The following is a 22,790-nucleotide window of genomic DNA, read 5'->3' on the forward strand; positions in this document are numbered from 1 at the left end:
TCCAAGTCTTATAATCTAACAACAAATAAACTACCGAATATTACGATTCAAGATTCGGGTGAATCTCATAATTCCATTCACCATGAAACTTGTTCCGCTTAATCCGGCAGGTTGACAATTCTTGATCACTCACCTTTCTACCAGTTTTATAGTCTGCTTCGTCCAGCCATGCGTGTACTTCTAGAGCAAATTCAGGATCATACTTGCGCCCTGTAAAATTGTATGCTATGCTGGTGAAATTCGTTAAACGGGCTCAATCATGCGTGCCATTTCACTCGATTTACGAGAGCGGATCCTTGCAGATTTTCGCAAAGGAATGAACTTTGCTCAGCTGGCAAAAAAGTATACCGTGAGTGCCGAATGGGTACGCCTTTTTATTCGTAGATTTCAATCAACGGGTGAAGTTGCTCCAAGATCAAAACGAGTGAAGAAAAAACCGTTTCATATTCGTTATGAGGCTGAGCTGCCTGCAGCAGTTGCGGAACAACCTGATTTAACTTTGGAACTTTTAAGAACGAAGCTGGGAGTCAAAGTCAGTGTTGCCACATTGCATGCTTCCCTGGTCGCGCTGAAGATCACGTTTAAAAAAAACGCTAAAAGCTGCAGAACAAAATCGACCTGATGTCGCTGCAGAGCGAGCGGAATTTCACACAGCTCAGAATGTAGGAATTGACCCTGACAGATTCGTATTTCTCGACGAAACATGGGTCAAAACCAACATGACCAGACCTTATGGATGGTCTCCTTCTTGTGAGAGATTGATTGATTATGTGCCTCATGGGCATTGGATGACCACCACTTTTTTAGCCGCACTTCGCGCAGATGGTTTATTTGCACCTTTGATCGTTGATGGAGCCATCACTGGAGATATTTTCCGAGCATGGGTTCAGCAGCACCTAACCAAACAGCTACGAGCAGGTGATATTGTGGTAATGGATAATCTACAAGTACATCGAGTGGCAGGTGTTGTTGAAGCGATCGAAGCAGTAGGTGCATTTGTATTATTCTTGGGCGACCGTTGCTGTCGATGGTGCCGAGGTTGATAATGTCGGAGAAAATCGTCAGATCACGAACAGCTCCTTCGAACACTAGTCGACCCGTTGGTCCGATGACAATGGGTCCACCCGCAGTTGATTCCAGGCGTCCCAGTCCACCAGCCCCGGTGGTGTCGATGATGAGCGTGCCATTGATGATGGTGCCGTCGGCGATCTTCAATAGCGGCGGCGTGGTTCCTTTTGTTCTGGCAATCACCATTTGTCCGGCTGCCAAGTTGCCGGCGATTACGCTTGTCGACAGGTTGCTTTGCACGATAAACGTGTTCACATCGGTGCCCTGAATGTCCAGCCGACCGCCATCAATCACGATGGAGTTTCCGGTCACTGTGCCGCTTTGAAACAGCAACACACCCGGTGGATTACTTCCGCTGACCAGGACATCCAAGCTCCCGTTGTTGACGATATCGCCGTTGATCGTCAACTGTCCAGACACATGGAAGTCTCCATCATTGGTAATCAATCCGCCGTTATGCACCATTGAGGTGCTCACGCCTTGCGTCCATTGGGCAGCAGCATCGACATTGATGTTTCCTGTGTTAGTGAAAGTACCACCGAAGCGGTGTGCGCTGTCAGCGTTGATGTCCACCAACCCCTCATTGACGATATCGATGTTGTCAAAATTGACTTTGTTGTCCACCTGAATCACACCGGTCGCGGTGTTGACAATGCTTCCTTTGGCCGTGGAAAAGGAAGTGTCGGTTGTCGAGGAGCGATTGAGCAACAGCAATCCGTTGTTCACAAATCCCGGAGCGAACGTCGTGGTACTGGAAAGGTTCGGTTGCTTCAAGACCCGCACCGTTTGACCTTCCGCGACAACGCCGGAGACCGTATTCGATTGTCTTAACTGCACGTTGGCATCATTCGGTGCTTCAGCAGCGAAATGGGCCGTACCATTCGTGACAACAATGGCGCGTCCGTTGTGATCCCCACCGGAAATGATCAGGTTCTTGACATGGAAAATCTCGGAGCCTGCCGAGTTTTCGTTAAGTACACCCCCAGACATGTTGAAAGTGCCGTTGTTCTCCAGTCGCACATCACGTTCATTGTTGAAGACTCCTGCGATCTGGTTATAAGTAGCATTTTCGCCAAAGAGCCGTCCTGTCGATGCCACGTTCACCGTGCCATGATTATTCAGTACGGTGCCAACACCATTAATCTTGCTGTTGTCTTCCAGAATGTTGATCGTACCAAAATTATCGACGGTACCCTGCAGAATTGACGTACCGGTACCGCTTCCCATCAGTATTTCGCCATCTGCTTCGTTTACCAGGGTAGAACCTTCGGAAAGTATCAGCGACGCGTTCACATTATTGGAGCCGGACAGAAGAAAGTTGACCAGTCCTTCATTGTGCATTTCGCCATTGAAGTTCAACAATACCGCACCCTGGGCGGCAGATTTCACCAGTTGCACGTCCGAACAGTTATTTCCAGGATTGGAGACCGTAATAAGACCAGGATATCATTGTCGAGAAAGCAAACAGAATAATCGCTACCGTCAGTACATACCGGAAACCGGTTAAGGTTGAATCAAAAGCGGCCGAGGTTAGATTGACGCCTGAAAGCGGGGTGCCACCATTGTTCAGGATAACTTCATTGGCCGGGGTCAGTTTACCGTAGGTGAAAATAGCCTCGGGCCCTGTGGCCCCCATATTGAAAAAAAATGATCACCAGCGCCGTCATTGTACAGATAACTACCGTATCAATAAAAGGTTCGAGCAGGGCTACGGCCCCCTCACTGGCCGGATATTGAGTATTGACAGCTGAATGGGCAATGGCGGCAGAACCCGCCCCAGCCTGGTTTGAAAAGGCCGCACGTTGGAAACCAACGATTAGAACCCCGATCAAACCGCCGAGACCAGCAGTCGTTGTGAAAGCTCTTTCAAAGATCAGGATGATCGCATCATCTAGGTACGTATAATTGGACAGAATGATGATCAGCGCTGCACCGACATAGATAATCGCCATAAGGGGTACAATCTTTTCCGTCACACTGGCGATGCGTTTGATCCCGCCAAAGATGACCAGGCCGACTAGTGCTCCGTCACGACTTAACTGTCGGGTAGACCGATTTTAATTTCGTTCGTGCTTCGTCGATCTTCATTTGCCAGTCAACGCCACGCTGTGTGGTGTTGACATCGTTCGACCATGCCTCGGTTTCTTCACGCAACGTGTCGACATCTTCAAAACGTCGATCTGAGACACATTGGCGGGTTAACGAACTCAGTTCATTCTCGGCGATGTTCAGCCAACTGCCATGCTTGGGCGTGTAGCAAAATTCGATCCGACGAACCAAATCACGAGCACGTGCAGGTTCAAATGCTTCATAGAACGCGCCTTTGGTGTGGGTGTTGAGGTTGTCGCACACCACGATCACTTTGGTACATGATGCATAGCGACCCTCCAGCAACCGAGCTATTTCGATGGCCCAGTCGATCTTCGTCCTCCGTTCGCGAACGGAGACTTCACGCCAACCGACCAGCGGTTAGGTAAACATGAAGATAGCCGCCGTGCCCGCTCGTTCGTATTCGTAGTCGACCCGCTTGGCGTGGTTGGCCGTGGCGGGAATGGGAACGCGTGTTTCTTTCAGCAACTACACCGGTTGTTCGTCCATGCACAGGACCGGCACGTTCGGATCGTACGGTTTTTCGTAGGTTTCCAGCACATCTTCCATATGGGCGACAAACTCGGCGTCCGCCTCCGGAGGAATCACCCAATATTCAATCTTCCGATTCGTCATGCCATTTTTTTTAGCGTGCGTCGGACCGTTTCATAGCTCACCGACTCCACGATTTCCAACTCCACGACCTTGCGTGCCAGCAACCGAAGCGTCCAGTTGTTGTAGCCTTTCGGAGGCGGCCCAAGCCGAGTCGCGATGATGCGGGCCTCTTGGTCGCCCGTCAATAGCTTATCCACTGGCGGTTGCTGACGTTTAGCTCGGTTGAGCGTTTCTTCAAATCCTTGCTCGACAAACCGCTGGCGAAGCCGTTCCACGGTTCTAGTCCGACACGAAAACGCCTCGGCAATACGCTCATCGGTCCAATTCGGACCATCGGCATCTGCCTTCAGCAGAATCTGAGCACGTCGAACTTTCTGCCCGGTTCCCTTCAACTTCTTGACGACACTCTGAAGCTCGACTCGTTCTTGATTCGTCAGTCGAACGATATACAACTTCCGCATGGCAACCTCCTTGTACCAAACAGTATCGCTGATTCTACTGAAATTGCCAATCCGACTTTTTAGATGTGACAAAGCACTAGAACGGCGATCACCAATCCGATGACGGTATTAATGGCTCCACCTTCTAGGCCAAACATCGATGTGATCTGAACCGTTGCTTGATTCGCCTGAAAGGCGTTTCCTCCCCCGAATGAAGCCCCGACACAAAGCGTAGCAAAAATTATCCCGAAGACTCTACCCAGCCTGGTCAATCCCCGCTCAGCTAACCCTTTCGAGAGATAATACATCGGTCCACCGTAAACCGTTCCATTCGAGTCTATGTCTCTGTATTTGACACCGAGCGTGCATTCAACGAATTTGGTGGACATACCTAAAAGCCCACAAATAATCATCCAAAACGTGGCGCCGGGACCACCGATTGCGATTGCCACGGCCACCCCGGCAACGTTTCCGAGACCCACAGTACCCGAAATGGCTGTTGCCAATGCTTGAAAATGGCTGACCTCTCCGGACGCGCCAATGATGCTGATCGTTTCACCGTTCTTTCCCTCGATGACTTTATTATTGTCTGTCATCGGATCGTTTCGTCGTTCGATGTAGTCGTATTTACCGATAACTGCCCAAATTGCCAATGGAAATCGTCTAATATTGATGAACCCGAAGTAAACCGTAAAAAACAATGCCCCTAGCACGAGCAGTATGGCCACCAGCGGCATCCTTACTCCGATAATCGGAAACCCAAAGGTGACTATACTTTCCCAGACATTGGCGATCGGTGCAAAGGCTTTGTCAATTTTCTGATCGAGACCCTTTTCTTGAGCAAAGGTGAGCACGGGCAAAAACAAGACAGCAAGAAGCGTCAAAGGGTATCTCGGATTGTTGTGAATTAACATAAAATGGAAGCACTTCCTTTTCGGTTTGTTTATTCCCGACGCAGGCCTAAAATACATCAGCTAAGGGATGAGAATAGTCTAATTTCAGGGGTTTGTATTTGATTTCAAAAAAAATTGTAAAAGCCGATACCAGCGGCCTAAATGGTAAGGGAGTGCATCTGCTTGGAAGCAGCTTTGAGACTGATATTTTCGTAACGTTGCTTGCGGCCATGACCTTTGGGAGGCTGGTTCGGGCTCAATGACTGGTTCGGGTTCGGAAATAATTTCGGTACCCGTTCAGTGAACGACTGTTTTGATTTCAGCCATTCAACAATCCCAATGCCACTCGGCAACTGTTAATCGCCTGAAATCGGTAACCAAATTTGTTGTCCAAATGCCCGATTGTCATCGCAGTGAGATATGCGTTGCGCCGTTTGCAAGTGACAACACATCACGGAGAAAGGTAAAGTAGTGCATAGCTTCCTGTTGTTTTGGGGGGGGTGTTATTGCAGAATAAGACTGAGCCAGCAATGGTGCTCTTTTCTACCACAAATGAAATCTACTGCAATATTCGGTGAATCACAGCAAAATATGTCTTCTTTTTGTACACCGCAGAGATTGCACCTGTTCAAATCTCTGACATTCATGTAATGGGACTGTCAGCATCCTGTTTGAATCAGATAATACCGTATAGAATGTGGTTATCGATCGCAGCCTGCCATAATTCACTCCCGTCTGACTTTTGAAACGCGAGGACCGTTCATGAACAAGTTTGCTTGTGCGATAATGATAACTGCATTCACCTTGCTTTATCAGCAATTTGTGAGTGCAGCACCGATGTTGCCAGGTCTGGCAAACAAACATCCGCTATCTGAAGAGCAGACAGGCCTACTACTGATGGGGGAGCTACGCTGTGCCGCATGTCACAAATCTACTGAATCTCCGCTATTCGAAAGAGCCACTCCAGACTTGGCTGATGTTGGTGCACGTGTGGCTCCAGAATATCTGCAGCGATTTCTTGATTCACCATCTCATGAGCAGCCGGGCACAACCATGCCTGATATGCTCCATGCATTGCCTGCAGCGCAACGCAAAGAAACTGCGGAGGCGTTGACACATTTCCTGGTCTCACAATCACCAGGAAAATTTCAGTTTGAAGCAGTTGAACCAAAACAAGTACTTCCCGGAAAAACGCTGTTTCACACTATCGGCTGCGTGGCGTGTCATGGTCCGCTGGAAAACAAGAGCAACACGCCTGAACCAAAGGCGATTGTGAACCTTGACCATGTGCCTTCCAAGTACAGCGTTGATTCGTTGAGCAAATTCCTTTTTCAACCTAAGCACGTGCGACCTTCGGGCCGCATGCCCGATATGAAATTGACACGCAGTGAAGCGAATCAGGTAGCCAGCTATCTGCTCAGCAAAGTTCAGATGAGGCTTTCTCGTATCGTTCTCAAAGACGAACTGGTAGCGAAGGGTAAAAAAGCCTTTCAGGAACAAAACTGTGTTGCCTGTCACAAACTGGGTAACATTCCGCCAGCGCCAATGCTAGGGGAGTTGAAAAGTGCTGATCTGACACTGGGATGCCTCAGCACCAAGCGATCGAAAAGTCCATTTTTCAATCTGAATGAAACACAAGCCAATGCGATTCGCAAGTCGCTGTCAGCCAAGCCGGAATTGATCTCCGAAAAATTGAAAGTCACTCACACGTTGATTGCATTCAACTGCAATGCCTGCCATGTGCGCGACGGTTTCGGGGGCGTTGCAGCCGAACATCAGGAGTACTTTCAAACTAGGGAGAAGGAACTGGGTGATGAAGCCCGCATTCCGCCACCGCTGACGCAAGTGGGAGCGAAACTGCAACCAGTGGCATTGAAGAAAATGCTCTTTGATGGCGATAGCGTGCGGCCGTATATGCTTACGCGGATGCCACAATTTGGTGAGCTCAATTTGCGTCATCTTCCTGAATTGTTCGCAAAATTGGATACGATTGAAAAGGTTGATTTTTCGCTGCCGAAAGCGGAGACTCGTGATGCCAAAGAACGCGAGCGGGAAAAGGCAATGCGTGCGGCCGGGCGTGATTTACTGGGTGAAAAGATGTTGACTTGTATTGCGTGCCATACGTTCAACGGCAAAGCAGCCGGTCATAAAGGCATCGAACTGATGACGATTACCGAACGTCTGCAGCCCAGTTGGTACTACCACTATATGATCGAACCCAGTGCGTTTCGGCCACGCACCGTGATGCCTACCGCCTGGCCTGGGGGCAAAGCGATGCTGAAAACGGTTCTCAATGGTCACACTAAGGAACAAATTGAAGCCATCTGGTATTACCTGACGCTTGGCACATCGGCGGCGGATCCACCCGGATTGCGTGTAGTACAGACCGCGCTTGAGGTGAAAGATGCTACCCATACATATCGCGGTCGCAGTAGTGTTGCGGGCTTTCGTGGCATTGCGGTCGGTTTTCCGCAGAAACTGAATTACTCCTTCAATGCGGAGACCGGTACGCTTTCAGCCATCTGGGCTGGTGACTATATTCGCGTCAATCGGAGTGGTCAGGGCTCCGGCAATTTCGACCCTGCCGAGAAACATGTTGCCCTCGCCCAGGATGTTTCATTCTTCGATCTGCCCGATGAAAAAACCGCCTGGCCTCTTCGACCCGTGATGACGAAAGAAGCGCCGGTGAATCCTGATCCGCTTTATCCCAAGAATCGCGGTTATCAGTTTGCGGGTTACTTTATGGATGAACAGTCGATTCCGACCTTCATGTACCGCAGCGGCAGCGTTGAAATTGAAGACTACAGTAATGTGGAAGTCGCTCAAGAAAAGCTCCGACTGGTTCGCACGTTTTCGTTTCATGCACCGAAGGGAACAACACTATGGTTCCGGGGATTGACCGGCCAATTCGTAGTGGAATCGAAACAGCAGTTCAAAACGAAAGAGCTGCGTTTAAACATTCCGAAAGTGCCAACTTTAGTACGTCCGGATTCTGGAGATGAAAAATCTTCCGAATTGCTACTCCAATTTATTATCCCCAAGGGTAAATCAACCCAAACGTTGACTTATGAACTACTCAAATAGCTCCACACGTTTACTGCTCGTTTTGCTGAGTGCGTTCCCTTTCGTCTTGGGAACAGCGCAGGCGGAGGATGTCGGCGGCCGTTGGGGTACGGAAGAACGAGAGCGTGAGTATTATCCGCTGGTCAGTATCCCGATTCCGAATGACAAGGTCATTGAGGCGGGTGCTTTTTGTCCGTTACCTGATGGCCGAATTGCAGTCGGTACACGACATGGAGAAATCTATATTCTCGACGGCATCGATACGAAGAAGCCGAACCCGAAGTTCCATTTGTTTGCCACCGGGCTGGATGAAATCTTCGGCCTTGCTTACAAAGACAAATCGTTTTATGTGACGCAAAGCTGCGAACTGACCCGTGTTACCGATACGAAACAGGACTGTACAGCGGATCGCTTCGAAACGCTTTCCGATGCTTGGGGCTACGCCAATTACCATGAATATGCGTTTGGTTCGAAGTTCGACAAAGACGGAAATATCCATGTCGCGCTCGGATTGTCATATTCCTATGAATCGCATGCGCTATTTCGCGGGTGTATATTGAAAGTGACCCCTAAAGGAAAATCGGAAGTGATTGCAACCGGTTTACGCAGCCCCGGTGGTATCGGTGCCAACGAACATGGAGCGTTGTTTTACATTGAAAGTCAGGGGCCTTGGAATTGCTCGTGCAGTTTGAAGGCAGTTACTCCACGAAGTTTTCACGGCCACCCGGCGAGTTTCAACTGGTATCCTTATGCACCGGAACTCGGCAAGGTGCCTGAGATGCCTAAATCTGGCTCACGAATTGCTATCGAGAAAAATCGGGTGAAACAACTGACCCCCTACGCGGTGATATTTCCGTACATCCGCATGGGCCGTTCAATCACAGGCTTTGTGGTCAACGATACGAAAGGAAAGTTCGGCCCGTTTGATGATCAGATGTTCCTGGGAGATTATACGCAATCAATCATCATGCGTGCAACGACCGAACAGATTAACGGTGTCTGGCAAGGCGCGTGTTATCCGTTTCGTGAAGGACTTTCTACTGGTATCTTGAATGTCTCTTTTACCGAAGGCGGTAATCTTTTGTGTGGTGGAACGAATCGCGGCTGGCCGGTGCGTGGCATTAAGCCGTTTGCGCTGGAGCGTCTCGAATGGAGCGGTAAAATGCCCTTCGAGATACAGCGAGTTACCATTGAACCAGACGGTTTTAAAATTGCATTTACCAAACCGGTTGATGCGAATACAGCACTCAACTTGAAGAATTATCAGCTTTCCACTTTTACTCATCCGTACCATGCAGGCTACGGCGGGCCGGAAATTGAGCAGACCAAACCTGAAGTAAAGTCGGCTGTAATCTCAAACGACGGGCTTTCGGTAAAGATTACCTTAGAAAAATTGTTACCCGGCCATGTGTACGAGTTCGACCTGAATAAACTTGAATCTACAGGTAAAGAAACCTTACTGCACCACAACGCTTTTTACACGGTCAATGAAGCACCGATCAAGAAGTAAAATGGCATGATAACTTGGGTGCAATCATTCATTCCAAATATTTCTTATAAGTGTACTTGCGTTTAATTTGCCATGATTACCCTGTGTGGGGTCAATTCTTTCAATCCAGTGCTATCAATAGCTATCGCCGTAATTTCGTCGGAATTGCCCGCTTTCAGAACTACTTTCCACTCGGAATAATCGCCGTTTGTCGAAGTTGCCTCCACTCCATTTACAATCACCTTGGCAACCTTATGATTGTCAGAGGATGAACCGGTTACCAGAACACCCCCGTTCGTTTTTTGCACTCGGGTGATGATAGTAATCGGGGGTAGATCGTCCGTAGGCTCCAGAACCTTGGGAAATTCAATTTTATTCACGTCAGTGAGCTTCGATTCATTTCCGGTGATAGTCGGTTCCGTTCGAAACCGCATCGGATCGGCCTTGTACTCCGGTGACCGGGTGCTGACAACCATCGCATGTTTTCCTTTGCCAAACCAGTCGTGGAGATAAATGGGTACGCCTTTTTCAGTCTTCGGCTCCGGCCTTGGCCCACCGCCCAAATTTACCAGTGATTTCGCACGAGAACCATCTTTCCAATCGGTTATTTTGACATTGCGAAAGTGGGACACTGCGTTTCCAGTAGGGTTATGGTCACTAATTTGAATCAGCGGCATGCCCCCAGATTTACAGTTGATAAAATTCAATCCATCCACCGTCAAAATACCATGTTGAATGCTCTCATCATCGTGGCCCCGATTAAACGGTTCTGCAGTCGCTTCGCTGATGGTCACATTTTTGTAGAAGTGCTTGTCGTAGTCGGGATGATAAACCCCGTACACAATCCGGTGCAAGTTTAAGTTTTCGACCATTAACGACGGCACTTGCGGACGGAAACCATAATGGACATTCCAGATATTCAGGTTTCGCACAACAAATGGGTGCTGAGAATCCGGGCCAACTCGCCGGACACCTTCACCGAGATTCACACCATACAGGCCCACATTCGAATGAACTTCGTTATCGCTGAACCGGATGAAAGGCAATCTCCTTATATCAACAATTTCCCGGGAACCATCCGGCTGTCTGATGGCAAAATCAAGTTTCAGGGCACTGGTAGGGGTAGCCTCATAGCGAAATCCATACCGATCGTTATCTGAGGCCACATTATTCGTGAAGGTGTTCAGACTGCTGGCCCACCAGAAGCCTGCACCATCATTGGCATCAAACGGCAACGCCTGCTTCGGTAACCGCTTACCGGCACGGGCACCCACTGCCAGATTTCGGTCTAATATGTTGTATACTTCGGTTCCATCTTCCAGAAAGAAACCATGGCCGATACTTTTCCAACCGACACAATCACGAACGACCAGATATTCGGTTCCATGGATGGTCACCCAGCGATTGTCACTATCCCAAATCGAGGCACCTACAATAGAACTGCCTCGCATTGTATCTTTACAAAGATGATAATGAATGGCATATTTACCCAGAATATTCATTTTACCAAGATGACGAAACTCGGCGTAACTGATCGAACCCGCAGAATGGCGGTGGTACATAGTATGACCACGCACCCCATCCGGATTGGCTGATTCGACAATGACATTTCGCGATAAATTGGCCACTTCCCCAGAGTACAACCCATCACCCAAATGTTCATGCTCCAGCGGCTTCGTGAGTTTCAGGACTGGCGGATCAGTGTTCGAGATCGATTCTACAAAGCGTTCTTCAGTAAATTGATCATCTTTGTCATAATAGCGTTGGGTAGCGGTCACAATTACCCGATCCCCCGGATTCCAACCAGTGATCTTGTCCTTGAGGATCAATTCAGTGTCACCTGTGGTCACCGTTTTGGCTAGTTTTGTCCAGCTATGGCTCAACGGCTGCCCATGAAAGTCCATTTTTCCCCCACAGCAGATGATTGCAGGGCAAGTTTCCGGATTCATCCCCTGGATGTGATGCAGTCGAATCATCGCTGTACAATTGGCTTGAATGGGTGCATCTTGTGTACCTACAAGCAGTTGCGACCGATTTTGATGAGGATCTGGCTTCCCGACGTGGGCAGAACAATCGAAGCCATCATCGGTCGCAACTTCTCCGGCTTGAACCGTAATTAATCCAGCTTCCAAACGGGTATTGATCGACGGGTTAAAGCGAAGCGTGCCCGAAATATGCACCGCATGCAGCACCGCCTTGCTATTCATATCGTACACAACTTCATGCCCAGTGCGGATTAACACACGCTGGCCGCGCAGAGGTACCTGTTCTTTTTCCCAGGTTTTGGGGTTACTCCATTCCCCGCTTGCTTTTGACCGGACCAAAAGGGGCTCCGCACCAAGCAGTAGGTTTGCAGAAAAGATGAAACAGGTGAGCAGTTGTGGTAGAAATTGAAGGAGTATCATTCGAGCACCATAGAGGCAGGAAGGAGAGATCAACAGATTCTAGTTACAACAGATTAACGAACTACCTGGCAAAATGCAAGTTTTAATGTATCAATCAGTCCAGAAATGAAACCGCACACAAGGAATTTGTCGAATGGAGGTGCGAATTACCCTTTCTGTAATGCCACTCGAAATTTGGGCACCAAAAAACAGGCAACACTGTTGTATTTTCTGATGGTGGTCTGAACAACCCGAACGTGTATAACCCGTATTTTGCGAAACTTCAGTAATGGGTAATACCGAATTGACGGCTCGGCACAACGTTGCCGCCGAATCTCGACCAAATCTTTTCTGGCTGCGGCGAACCAGTGGATAACCTAGCCGAGTCAGGATGTGGTTGGGGCGGGAGAAAGCGAGGATATCATATCTCACCTTGTCGGTGTCACTGTCCCATTCAATCAGGAATCTATCCTCGCCGCACTCAAGGAGTTTTGGCAAAAACAAGAGTTCTGGGCAATCATTCCATTGACCTTCACACCTGTGGAACAGAGGTACCCCGCTCGCGTGAAGTAGCACTAGCCCCACAGGCCTTGCAGTTTCTCAGATTCTACGACACCTAGCGGGAATTTCTTACTGTTTGCATGCTCTGCAATGCCCGCGAATTCACGCAGTGACTGGTGAATATGTTCTGGCCGCACCTTAATGCCCTTCTCTTTATCACACACCAGTTTTTTCGGATCGAGCGGAACCAGAAACTGCTTCTCGTCCGTTGCTCCGATCACGCGATTGCCCTTGATCCCTTTGCCGAGGAACATGATCGAACCGATTGACCAGTGGTCCTTACCATTGCCGTTATTGTAATTCGGGGTGCGGCCCATTTCACTCTGCACTATCACAACCATCTGCTCACGGATTTTCAATTCTTCCGCACGTCGCAGTAGATAGGCGATACCCGAAAGAAACTCCGGTATCAGAACCATTTGATCTCGGTCGTTATTCGCGTGACTGTCGAATTGGCCGATGGTCAGATTAGCCGAAACGCACACGCCCGCCTTGAATGACGCCAACGCGATTTCCGCCTGCTGACACAATCGCTCTTTCGAAATCTTTACTGGGATGTAAGGCGTCACACGCTCAAGCGCCTTGGAATTATCCTGGGCAGCGTAGAGCATATTCTCTGCATGTTCAATGCGTGGCAAACGAGGTTCTGTTTGGCGTGTCTGGTTCTGTTCACGCAGTGTCGCTTCAATTCGATCCAAAGCGAAGCGGTCGTGATACTGCGAACGCACATTACCTTCAACGGCATCCGCATTGGCTATTTTCTGCAGCGAATGGATATACGGAACTCGTGACATCGCCACCAGATTTCCCGTAGCGGAGTAATTGCCGAACGTCAGAAATGAAATCGGGCACGACGACCCCTGGCACGCTGCTACCAGTGCAGCGAACGTCGGGTAAGCCAGGCTGTCGAGTTTCCCGGTTGCCATGTATCGTGCACCCGGCGAATGATTATTCACCGAGTAATCCAAACCGTTGAACACCAGTAGTTCATTACCAAACTCTTTGTAGAAATCTTCATTACTCATGCCGGTTTTTACTTGCTTCGCCGTCGGCGCATACAAGTGATTTCCCTGCGTGAGAATGTCACCTTCCTTGTACAACCGGTTGATGTCGTTAACGCCCTTGGGGTCCATCAAGTAAGTGGTGTCCCAGCCGCCAGACGCATTAAAAACTACATAATACGGCCCGCCGTACGGTTCATCCTTCGGCTTCGCATACGCGTCCATCAGACTGATCGGCGCTGCAACACCCAGCCCGGCCATTCCGCATAACTGCAGAAAATCGCGTCGACTATTCATACAGAAATTCCTGCCTTCTCAACAGATAAGTGACAACGCCACGCCAGGCGCGAACGGTGTATAGCGGATCAGGCTGTAACACGGGATTCTCGCGTCTGCAGTGATAAATCTCTCGTTTATCGAAGTTCCGCTGCTCGTTCGCATCGTTGAGGATGCCCGAGAACAGCTTGAATGTGCGCTCAACTTCGGTTGAATCAACCGCATCGTAACGGCCGAGAATCCGCTGATGCAAGTGTACAATCGCCTGGCGAATTTTCGCATCGCCTTCGGCAGAATCGCCGGGAACCACCGACGCTTCAATCCCGGGGAAAAGTATCCGCTCCGCAGCCGGTTTGGCAAAGTCCCTAGCGGTATGTCTGCAGGCCATTTCATTGGCCATCATCCGTTGGATTGCACCCATCGCCCCGCTGGGGTCAGTTGCCCGTTCTGTTACTTCAGTCGAATCAATGCCTCCGTAGAGCATCTCCATCTGCTCGTTTAAGCGGCCCCACTTTTCGCCGAAGACCGCCTTCGTTTTTCGCTCGAGCTGCTCAGGTGACAACATGCGCACCAGGCCGACGCATTCCAGCTCCGCCTTACGCTGCGGATTCGTAATCGCGACTGCAGGCCCGTCTGCACGATAAAACTGCGAAAGTGCCAGCGCTTTGAAAACCGATTTCAGGTTGAACTGGTTCTTTGCAAACTGTTCTGCGATAGTTTCAATTTCCCGGCGTTGTGTCTGATAAGCTCGGCGTTTTGCGGCAAAAAGCGGATCATCAAGCTCCTTGCGCGGAAGCAGAACTTTGCGACCATTCAAGATGTAATAGACATGCTCAACCATTGCGATTGCGAAGCGGGGGTCTTTGATCGTGCGTTCGCCCAGCCACTGCAATGCATGCCAGCGTTCTTCAGTCGGCAGCGATTCGCCTTCGAAACCGGCACCAAACATGTCTTTGAACCAGCCCCCTTTTCGCTTGCCATAGACGCCATCAATACTGAAGTAATCTTGAAACAACCCCGCAACGGGATCGAGCGTTTTGTGGCAAACCACGCACTCGGCCGCCTGCATCGTCGGAATTTCGTATTTTTTGGCGACCTCGGCCGCATCCGAAACGCGAGCCGCCAGTTCCAGAACATCTACTCCCAGAAAATGCTGATAGTACATGCGTGCCCTGAGGCGATTGCGGTTGGTGTCTGTTGTGGGGTAGCGTCTCAGATATTGGAAAGTACTCAGCAGCCCGGCGTGCGGATAAAAGCCGGTTGCAGAATCCTGATCGTCGTTCTTCGTGCGAGCAACAAGCGCTTTAAGCTTCACCGGGATATACTCAAACGGATTGTCGATATCTTTAAACTTGTCACGTAATTCTTCGAATATGCCGTAGCCGCGAGCTGTATACGGCGACACCATGATATAGTCAGCGGTGATGATTTCGCTGAACGGCCGGTCGTTGCGAACGATATGCTCAATCAGTTTCATCGGTTCACCGAAGAGCGCCTGGCGATAGTCACGGGCGAGTTTATACCCTGCCTGGGTGCGGGCTTGTTCATCCTTGATACTGCTCAAGTCGTACTTTTGTGTCCAATGCCTGGTCTTGCTGAAATGCGCGTAGGACAAGGCAGACTCCGCTTCGCCGTAGCCAACCGTCAGGAAGATATCGTTGAAGCCTTCACGCAGTCGGTCGTAAAACGCATCCTCTTTCATGATGGTATCCATGAGTTGAGGAATCGCTTTGATGCCGAGCTTCGACACTACTGCCCATTCGCTATCCGTTGGCAGCCGGCCCGCAAGTGAAAGCGTGATCCGACGCAGCAAAACGCGGTCATCGACCATGTTGATGCCTTCGAAAAACGGTGGGGCGTTTTTATCTTCAACGTATGCGGGCAGCGATTTCGGAGTATTCACTGTGCGAACAAAATCCGCAAGAATGCGGTAGCTTGTCGAGTCAGCGTTCAAGACCGCTTCACCTCCGTGGTCAAGTTTGCCGACTGCTTTCAACAGCAGGCGTGATTCATCTTTTACTTTCTGTATCGCCATGTTTGCGAAAGCGACGCGGTTATGCCGCATCGCCTCGGCCTGTGCTTCGCCTGTGATTTTCCTGGGATCGTGAAGGAGAAACTTGCTGTCTTCCGCGTCGCCGCCAAGTTTGTGACAGGTCACGCAGGTATGAGAAGCGACCTTGGCCCAGACTTCGTTTTTAAAGAACTCGTCAACGGCGCAGTCGGACCCGGCATAAACCTTCGTTTGCTGTGCGTGCACAGAATTGCAGAGAGCAAGAGAGATGAAGCATGCTGTGAAGATTGACCCGGCATTCGATAACGTCATAAATAGCCTCGAAAAATCTCGATTGGTGCGTTGAACATACAGAAGCAGCGCAGAATTAGAATATACCATATGCGGCGTGTATCGCGAAGACAATTTTGCGGTGCGCAAGCTAGAAAGCCCTGAGGAAAGTAATTAGGTGCAAAAAGTTAGCCCGTTGCTTTGCCGCCAATGTTCGGATGCTCGAATTCACGTTCTGAGCCATATCGCACTTCGTGTGTGGTTCACTAAACCGGGCTTTTCGCAAATTGAGATCACGATACACTGTTCTGCTGAATTCTAATCAACCAGTACCGACAATCGTCGAATTTCGGATCGTTGCGTTTGACCACTTTTTCTACGATAGATTCGATACGCGAAATACCCCCAGATCAATAATTTGATGATCCGACACATTCTAGTGCTCTGTCACGACTTAATTGTCGGGTAAACCGATTTTAATTTCGTTCGTGCTTCGTCGATCTTCATTTGCCAGTCAACGCCACGCTGTGTAGTGTTGACATCGTTCGACCATGCCTCGGTTTCTTCACTCAAAGTGGCAACATCTTCAAAGCGACGGTCCGCGACACATTGGCGGGTTAACGAACTCAGTTCATTCTCTGCGATGTTCAGCCAACTTCCATGCTTGGGTGTGTAGCAGAATTCGATCCGTCGAACCAAGGTCCGCGCACGCGCGGGTTCAAACGCTTCATAGAACGCGCCCTTGGTGTGGGTGTTGAGGTTGTCACACACCACGATCACTTTGGCACATGACGCATAGCGACCTCCAACAACCGAGCCATTTCGATGGCCCAGTCAATCTTCGTCCTCCGTTCGCGAACGGAGACTTCACGCCAACCGACCAGCGGTTCGGTAAACATGAAGATAGCCGCCGTGCCCGCTCGTTCGTATTCGTAGTCAACCCGCTTGGCATGTTGGGCCGTGGCGGGAATAGGAACGCGTGTTTCTTTCAACAACTGCACCGGTTGTTCGTCCATGCACAGGACCGGCACGTTCGGATCGTACGGTTTTTCGTAGGTTTCCAGCACATCTTCCATGTGGGCGACAAACTCGGCGTCCACCTCCGGAGGAATCACCCAATATTCAATCTTCCGATTCGTCATGCCATTTTTTTAGACCGTTTCGTAGCTCACCGACTCCACGATTTCCAACTCCACGACCTTGCGTGCCAGCAACCGAAGCGTCCAGTTGTTGTAGCCTTTCGGAGGCGGCCCAAGCCGAGTCGCGATGATGCGGGCCTCTTGGTCGCCCGTCAATAGCTTATCCACGGGTGGTTGCTGACGTTTAGCTCGGTTGAGCGTTTCTTCAAATCCTTGCTCGACGAACCGCTGGCGAAGCCGTTCCACGGTTCTAGTCCGACACGAAAACGCCTCGGTAATACGCTCATCAGTCCAATTCGGACCATCGGCATCTGCCTTCAGCAGAATTTGAGCACGTCGAACTTTCTGCCCGGTTCCCTTCAACTTCTTGACGACACTCTGAAGCTCGACTCGTTCTTGCTTTGTCAGTCGAATGATATACAACTTCCGCATGGCACCCTCCTTGTACCATGCAGTATCGCAGATTTGACTGAAATTGCCAATCCGACTTTTTAGATGTGACAAAGCACTAGCCTCCCGCGGACCATTCCGCAGGAACGGTCAAGGAGCACCGAGACGAAGCGCGTGCTTCAATAAGTTATTCTGACATTTTTGAATTGGCTAATTCAAGGCTGCATTTTGTCGTACAGAGAAGTCCTTGATCCTTGCTTAGCTGTTAAAAAGCAAAGGCACGATATCGCACAACCGAAGATAATATTCGCCGATTCGTAGCCGAAAATTGCACATTGGAGCCTGTTGCAACGGTAACTAAGAATGATCTCTACCGCTCATATTTTTCCTGGTGTGAACAGGAAGGGGAAATTCCCTTGCCGAAAATCAGTTTCCTGAAGCGAATTGCAGAAAGTTTCGACTTAACCGAAGGCAGAAAAAGTTCAACACGTTTCTTTGTCGGGATAAGTCTGAAAATTGAATGACGGAATGACGACTTTTCCTGGTTTTCAGGAAACTCCTTATGGGAACAGAATTCTAATAGATTTTACTGAAATTTACGAAAAGTTGTCATTCTGTCATTCCTGCGGGCATCAAAGAAGCATGACTGTCCATGGGACAGTATTTTCAAGGACATACAAGAGTTTGAGTTAACCAACATTTACACGGGATATTTTCCAGTTAATTTGAATACACCTTCAAGCACCCCCTGGAGTGAACCTGAACCCTGCGGGACTGATTGAAGATCGGAGAGAAATAACCGATGGCACATTTGAAAAAGATTACAACCACGAAGAAACAACCGGACGGAACGGTTAAAAAGTTGAAATCGAAGAAGTGGTACTCATCCTACATCGACGCATCGGGCAAATTATGTTCGGAACCATTGAGCACGAACAAGACGGCCGCGTAGCAGATGCTTGCGAAAATCGTTGAACGGGTAGAATTGGAAAAGGCGGGTATCGGTGATCATCGAACTACCAAGTTTCAGAAAATGCCGTTGCGGGAACACCTGCAAGCCTGGCGGGAATCATTGCATGCGAACAACTGCGAACAGGAATACATCAAACTGAAAACCAACCGTGTAACTGCTATCATCGAAGGATGCCAGTTTCATTTCTGCAAAGATATGAACGCGGAATTTTTGGAAAAGTTCCTGCATCATCTGCGAACAAACCAAGGCATGAGCACGCAGACCACTAAGCATTATCTACAGGCTGCAAAGCAGTTCGTACTGTGGATGATCGAGAATGACCGCATCGACCGCAACCCATTTAAGACAGTCAAGCCCGGGAACGTTGCCATAGACGCAGAAAGGCGGGGAGAATATCAGAACGATGAGGTCACTCGATTGCTCGTAGCTGCAGAAGCAGGCAAGCCATTCAGGGGGCTTTGCGGTTCCGATCGTGCCATGTTGTACCGCCTGGCCCTAGGGACCGGGTTCAGGGCATCTGAACTCGCAATCCTCAAGCCGGAATCATTCGACCTTTCTGCCTGCCCGCCTGTTGTGCATTTGCAGGCACGCAGCAGCAAGAACCGCCAACCAGCCACTCAACCTATTTCAATCGATCTGGCGAACGATTTGAGGCCATTTCTGGCTGCCAAGCCGAAAGGTGAACTGATCTGGCCGGGAACCTGGAATGAAAAGGCCGCAAAGATGATCAGGCGGGATATGGAGGCAGCAGGGATCCCGGTTGAAACTACTTCGCCGGAAGGGGATGAAGTACGCGACTTTCACGCACTGCGAAGCACATACATCAGCAACCTGATTCGCAGCGGTGCAGATACCAAACAGGTAATGACCCTGGCAAGGCATTCCGACCCAAAATTGACCATGAAACGGTACGCACGGACAAAATTAAGTGACCTGGCGGAAAAAGTAAACGGCTTGCCCACTGGTAAAAAGTTTGCCCCCCAGTTTGCCCCCGATTCTGACAATCTTATGCAAACGATGACAACGGATGAGGATTTGAACAGTTCTGGAAATGTTGATTCGATAATTAGTGAAGGAACAGGAAACCCTGTAAAATACGATACTTGCGGAGATATGGTGACTGCTGAAGATGAGAATTTAGAAGCACGCCCGGCTGGAGTCGAACCAGCAACCTACGGTTCCGAAGACCGTTTCTGTAAATTTGCAAACTACTTATTCTGCAAGTACTTCCGGCGAATTGAATCACCCCGTTGCACCCAGTGTTGCACCTCTTTTTTCGCAATCCGATGCCAATGATCTGGCAAAAATTATCATTACCTGGCCACAACTACCAGATGCAATCAAAGCGGCAATTAAATCATTGGTTACAGTGAGTACAGCTCAGCACCAACAAGCACCGAAACAACTGTCGGAAGATTCTCTTCCTTGGGAACAGGCTGCAGGATGATTGGTGTTGTCAAGCAAGGTGATCAAGATACTCAAGATCTTTTTGTTAAGGAGGTTGAGCTGGAAGAACAGTTGGGTAATTCGATCATTCACCCACAATTACATGCCCATACATGCGTCTATTTTGAGAAAATCGTTCCGTTCTTTGGTCCGCCCCGCCGATACCCTGCGAGTAATTCTTTTGTTCGCTGGGCCAGCATTCGACGCACTTCTCGGCGTTTGCCCTTCACCCGTGGTATCGTCATCAAGTCGTATGCTGTTGTCTGGTGCCGCATCCATGCGATCACAGCAACTTCCGCCCTTTCCTCGACCGGAATCCGCTTTGTACGGGCGACGGTGCCACTTCCAACAGGTGTGGCGTGATCTGTAACCGCTTTGGCAAGTCGCTGGGCAAGGTCGGCATGGTCAGGATGAAAGTCCAGGAAGCCCACCACAGCCCCGATGAAGTCTTCGACGTAAATCTCCTGAGCCTTTTCCCGTCGCTTGGCATCAGATTCTTTACGTTTCTGAAAACTCTCGGTGGATCGCTCGGCTTGGAGGTCTGTTTGAATCAGTTCGATCGTCGTTGCCGGTGCCCACACGCCCAGCGAGAAGAGTTTGCGGCCCTTTTTCTCCTGAACCACCCAATGATCACCAGCAGCCTTTACTCTGCGGGTCAGAGCGGCATCACCAGGAGGAAGAAGAACCCAACCAGTGGGAACGGTCAGGACTTTGCCATCTGTGGTTTTGACGGTGTTCGGCGCGGGACCGGGACTGAAGGTAGTGCTGATCATTCTTGCATTTTATTGCCAAGTCGCTTATTGTTCGAATCGGGATACGATGAAATCGGGATAGTTCTCTTCACTCAAATCCAGATAAATCATTATACTTGATTAAGCAGTTTCTTTAGAATATAGCGAGCAAATTGCTCTTCTACCCGTTTTGGTATCTTCCCGTCCAGAACCAGCATAGCCAATTCCATGTTGATCGTGAATGCCTGCTGGGTCAGGTTGGCTGATGACAGAAACAACCACTCGCCATCGGACGTGCAGGATACCGACCTTGTTGTCACAGGGCCATTTAGCTCAGGGAGGGGGTATTAAATCCGAACAAAGTGATTTCGGAAGTTGCTACATCACCAATCCATTCGCGATGCAATACAATTCAGAGTCAGGCACAACTAGACTAAAGACGTCTCTTGGTGGAACAGGTCGAATACTGTCGATCATTTCCCAATGGATACCTGTTGAATTTGCTCTTGCTACAAATCGGTTCCATTCGTTGTCATCTGAGAAGCCGCTGATCTTGCTGATGATCCTGATTGCTGCCTGGCGATTCATGTAACCTTTATGACGCTTCGCAATTCGTTTCAACTCGGGTTCTTTCCGTAATGCCCGGATTATTTTCTCCTGCAGCGCATGAGTAAGCGGAACGTAATCCAGCGTGTCGTTGCAAATTCCAGTAGTTTTTGCGAGGAACTCAGCTATTGCCTGTTTTCGCTGTTGTTCCACCACACGCACTTCACTCAGGATATCAGGCAGATCAATTACACTTGGGCAAACGGTCCAGGACGTTTTTGATGCACCTCTTGCAGGAGTTTCAGTGACAGAATGCCGTAAGCCCAATTTTCGTAACAGTCTTGAAATGGAGGCTACCAGGTACGGGCTGGAAGTATTGAATCGAAGAAAAAATCGATCATTTTTTCTGTGTTTATTCCATCCAACCGAACAATCACCATCGATTAATCCCGAAAATAATCCTAAATGACATCTGTGTGATCCATTCAAGAGAATCTCATCCGGGATCTTTTTGAAAAGCGCAGGTCTTAATCCTTCCTGCAGGTAGAAGTCAGGGTGGATCGGAGAAAGTACTTTTCGGGCAAACTCTTTGCCGTTCAGATGAATTTTAACTGAATCGGAAAACTTTCGACTATCTGCTTCATCAGAGTAGGTACGTACGTTGAATGGAATTCTAAACACAGATTGAGCCAGCGACTCGAATTCTTTTCTGCATTCTTCAGAGTTTTTGGCATATCCGATCGAATTATCTTGTTGCCAGCCATCTGCTGCCAACATTCCGTAAAATTTACCCACATCGAAATCGTAGTCTTTGCCAATCAAAGAGTCTTGCTTAAAGTATGGGATCCACTGATCAAGGGATGGCGTCTCGCTTTTCATTTCACCAGAATGGTGGTCAAAAACAGGTAACAAACTATCATCACTGATCACGACAGTCCTGTTCCGACTAGTTGATACCTCGATACATGCTTTGTCATTTGTAACCGAAATGTGGCTTACTTTGCAAATATTTTGCATCTCATTCAGATGGTTGTACGATGCAATGTTCACACCATCAGGAACACGATAAATCTTTTGATCATCGTCAATTTTCCAATCAAGTTTAGAAAGGGGAATCTCACCAATCTTTGCCTGCAGAATGCCACTGGTACTGCCGATGAATTCAGCAACTGGCTTTCCACATTTCTTTTCAACAAACTCGATCCATTCGAGATGGTCACTACTTGACGCTCTGAAACACTTGGAGAATTTCAATTCAAGCCCAGTACTACCTTCAATTAAAACATCTTTTTTCATCATATCACCAATAGGATAATTGTTTTTTCGATCAGCAATCACACTACTAGTATTTTAACGTGTTCAACGAATTCGTTTTGAAGATAGCCTAATAGCAGTTTTGTAGAGGA

Annotated in this window: 19 protein-coding genes and 1 pseudogene; 4 read left to right on the forward strand and 16 right to left on the reverse strand. The window is 49.1% G+C overall.

What is annotated here, in order from left to right; genetic code table 11:
* Positions 1-40: 40 nt before the first annotated feature.
* A pseudogene (locus R3B84_13875) lies at positions 41-184 on the reverse strand (ISAzo13 family transposase).
* Between the two features lie 75 nt (positions 185-259).
* On the opposite strand from R3B84_13875, the gene R3B84_13880 reads away from it, so the two are divergent.
* Positions 260-622, forward strand: coding sequence for an IS630 transposase-related protein (locus R3B84_13880; protein ID MEZ6141656.1), 363 nt, complete (start codon positions 260-262; stop codon positions 620-622).
* A 236-nt stretch (positions 623-858) separates the two neighbouring features.
* Here the strand turns inward: R3B84_13880 and R3B84_13885 are convergent, their stop codons facing one another.
* The 6 genes from R3B84_13885 to R3B84_13910 form a co-directional block, all read right to left on the reverse strand.
* Complete coding sequence (locus R3B84_13885) at positions 859-2,457, reverse strand: hypothetical protein (protein ID MEZ6141657.1); 1,599 nt, start codon at positions 2,455-2,457, stop codon at positions 859-861.
* A 206-nt stretch (positions 2,458-2,663) separates the two neighbouring features.
* On the reverse strand, positions 2,664-3,080 hold the full coding sequence (locus tag R3B84_13890; protein MEZ6141658.1) for an alanine:cation symporter family protein: 417 nt from the start codon (positions 3,078-3,080) through the stop codon (positions 2,664-2,666).
* 16 nt (positions 3,081-3,096) lie between these two features.
* Entirely contained in the window at positions 3,097-3,534 is a 438-nt protein-coding gene (locus R3B84_13895; GenBank protein ID MEZ6141659.1) for a transposase, read from the reverse strand.
* 111 nt (positions 3,535-3,645) lie between these two features.
* The gene (locus R3B84_13900; GenBank protein MEZ6141660.1) at positions 3,646-3,792 is read right to left on the reverse strand and encodes a hypothetical protein; all 147 of its coding nucleotides are present in this window, start codon (positions 3,790-3,792) and stop codon (positions 3,646-3,648) included.
* Positions 3,789-4,232, reverse strand: a complete 444-nt coding sequence (locus tag R3B84_13905) for a helix-turn-helix domain-containing protein (GenBank protein ID MEZ6141661.1) — start codon at positions 4,230-4,232, stop codon at positions 3,789-3,791. Before R3B84_13905 ends, R3B84_13900 begins: the two co-directional genes overlap by 4 nt.
* Positions 4,233-4,291: 59 nt before the next feature.
* The gene (locus tag R3B84_13910; protein MEZ6141662.1) at positions 4,292-5,125 is read right to left on the reverse strand and encodes an alanine:cation symporter family protein; all 834 of its coding nucleotides are present in this window, start codon (positions 5,123-5,125) and stop codon (positions 4,292-4,294) included.
* 741 nt (positions 5,126-5,866) lie between these two features.
* Between R3B84_13910 and R3B84_13915 the strand changes: the two genes are divergently transcribed.
* Positions 5,867-8,188 (forward strand): cytochrome c, encoded by a 2,322-nt coding sequence (locus R3B84_13915; GenBank protein ID MEZ6141663.1) that lies wholly within the window; start codon positions 5,867-5,869, stop codon positions 8,186-8,188.
* Positions 8,172-9,677, forward strand: a complete 1,506-nt coding sequence (locus tag R3B84_13920; protein ID MEZ6141664.1) for a hypothetical protein — start codon at positions 8,172-8,174, stop codon at positions 9,675-9,677. The genes R3B84_13915 and R3B84_13920 overlap by 17 nt, the downstream gene beginning before the upstream one ends.
* 62 nt (positions 9,678-9,739) lie before the next feature.
* Here R3B84_13920 and R3B84_13925 read toward each other — a convergent pair whose 3' ends face one another.
* The 7 genes from R3B84_13925 to R3B84_13955 form a co-directional block, all read right to left on the reverse strand.
* Positions 9,740-12,061: a G8 domain-containing protein gene (locus R3B84_13925; GenBank protein ID MEZ6141665.1), complete on the reverse strand. Its 2,322-nt coding sequence runs from the start codon at positions 12,059-12,061 to the stop codon at positions 9,740-9,742.
* Positions 12,062-12,151: 90 nt separating this feature from the next.
* Positions 12,152-12,625, reverse strand: coding sequence for a DUF1990 family protein (locus R3B84_13930; GenBank protein ID MEZ6141666.1), 474 nt, complete (start codon positions 12,623-12,625; stop codon positions 12,152-12,154).
* Entirely contained in the window at positions 12,616-13,899 is a 1,284-nt protein-coding gene (locus R3B84_13935; protein ID MEZ6141667.1) for a DUF1501 domain-containing protein, read from the reverse strand. The genes R3B84_13930 and R3B84_13935 overlap by 10 nt, the downstream gene beginning before the upstream one ends.
* The gene (locus R3B84_13940; GenBank protein MEZ6141668.1) at positions 13,892-16,201 is read right to left on the reverse strand and encodes a DUF1592 domain-containing protein; all 2,310 of its coding nucleotides are present in this window, start codon (positions 16,199-16,201) and stop codon (positions 13,892-13,894) included. Before R3B84_13940 ends, R3B84_13935 begins: the two co-directional genes overlap by 8 nt.
* A 405-nt stretch (positions 16,202-16,606) precedes the next feature.
* Entirely contained in the window at positions 16,607-16,930 is a 324-nt protein-coding gene (locus R3B84_13945; protein MEZ6141669.1) for a transposase, read from the reverse strand.
* A 5-nt stretch (positions 16,931-16,935) separates the two neighbouring features.
* Complete coding sequence (locus tag R3B84_13950) at positions 16,936-17,301, reverse strand: hypothetical protein (GenBank protein ID MEZ6141670.1); 366 nt, start codon at positions 17,299-17,301, stop codon at positions 16,936-16,938.
* 9 nt (positions 17,302-17,310) lie between these two features.
* On the reverse strand, positions 17,311-17,730 hold the full coding sequence (locus tag R3B84_13955) for a helix-turn-helix domain-containing protein (GenBank protein ID MEZ6141671.1): 420 nt from the start codon (positions 17,728-17,730) through the stop codon (positions 17,311-17,313).
* A gap of 913 nt (positions 17,731-18,643) precedes the next feature.
* On the opposite strand from R3B84_13955, the gene R3B84_13960 reads away from it, so the two are divergent.
* The gene (locus R3B84_13960) at positions 18,644-19,957 is read left to right on the forward strand and encodes a tyrosine-type recombinase/integrase (protein ID MEZ6141672.1); all 1,314 of its coding nucleotides are present in this window, start codon (positions 18,644-18,646) and stop codon (positions 19,955-19,957) included.
* A gap of 269 nt (positions 19,958-20,226) precedes the next feature.
* Here the strand turns inward: R3B84_13960 and R3B84_13965 are convergent, their stop codons facing one another.
* Together R3B84_13965 and R3B84_13970 are read right to left on the reverse strand one after the other, a co-directional pair.
* Positions 20,227-20,880, reverse strand: a complete 654-nt coding sequence (locus R3B84_13965; GenBank protein ID MEZ6141673.1) for a DUF2293 domain-containing protein — start codon at positions 20,878-20,880, stop codon at positions 20,227-20,229.
* Between the two features lie 336 nt (positions 20,881-21,216).
* The gene (locus tag R3B84_13970; protein MEZ6141674.1) at positions 21,217-22,683 is read right to left on the reverse strand and encodes an LAGLIDADG family homing endonuclease; all 1,467 of its coding nucleotides are present in this window, start codon (positions 22,681-22,683) and stop codon (positions 21,217-21,219) included.
* Between the last annotated feature and the right edge of the window lie 107 nt (positions 22,684-22,790).

The sequence above is a fragment of the Zavarzinella sp. genome (genome assembly GCA_041399155.1).
Lineage (GTDB): Bacteria > Planctomycetota > Planctomycetia > Gemmatales > Gemmataceae > JAWKTI01.

Coding starts and splice junctions, on each gene's coding strand:
- R3B84_13880 (MEZ6141656.1), top strand. CDS start 260: ATGCGTGCCATTTCACTCGATTTACGAGAGCGGATCCTTGCAGATTTT.
- R3B84_13900 (MEZ6141660.1), bottom strand. CDS start 3,792: ATGACGAATCGGAAGATTGAATATTGGGTGATTCCTCCGGAGGCGGAC.
- R3B84_13905 (MEZ6141661.1), bottom strand. CDS start 4,232: ATGCGGAAGTTGTATATCGTTCGACTGACGAATCAAGAACGAGTCGAG.
- R3B84_13910 (MEZ6141662.1), bottom strand. CDS start 5,125: ATGTTAATTCACAACAATCCGAGATACCCTTTGACGCTTCTTGCTGTC.
- R3B84_13915 (MEZ6141663.1), top strand. CDS start 5,867: ATGAACAAGTTTGCTTGTGCGATAATGATAACTGCATTCACCTTGCTT.
- R3B84_13920 (MEZ6141664.1), top strand. CDS start 8,172: ATGAACTACTCAAATAGCTCCACACGTTTACTGCTCGTTTTGCTGAGT.
- R3B84_13925 (MEZ6141665.1), bottom strand. CDS start 12,061: ATGATACTCCTTCAATTTCTACCACAACTGCTCACCTGTTTCATCTTT.
- R3B84_13935 (MEZ6141667.1), bottom strand. CDS start 13,899: ATGAATAGTCGACGCGATTTTCTGCAGTTATGCGGAATGGCCGGGCTG.
- R3B84_13940 (MEZ6141668.1), bottom strand. CDS start 16,201: ATGACGTTATCGAATGCCGGGTCAATCTTCACAGCATGCTTCATCTCT.
- R3B84_13950 (MEZ6141670.1), bottom strand. CDS start 17,301: ATGACGAATCGGAAGATTGAATATTGGGTGATTCCTCCGGAGGTGGAC.
- R3B84_13955 (MEZ6141671.1), bottom strand. CDS start 17,730: ATGCGGAAGTTGTATATCATTCGACTGACAAAGCAAGAACGAGTCGAG.
- R3B84_13960 (MEZ6141672.1), top strand. CDS start 18,644: ATGCTTGCGAAAATCGTTGAACGGGTAGAATTGGAAAAGGCGGGTATC.
- R3B84_13965 (MEZ6141673.1), bottom strand. CDS start 20,880: ATGATCAGCACTACCTTCAGTCCCGGTCCCGCGCCGAACACCGTCAAA.
- R3B84_13970 (MEZ6141674.1), bottom strand. CDS start 22,683: ATGATGAAAAAAGATGTTTTAATTGAAGGTAGTACTGGGCTTGAATTG.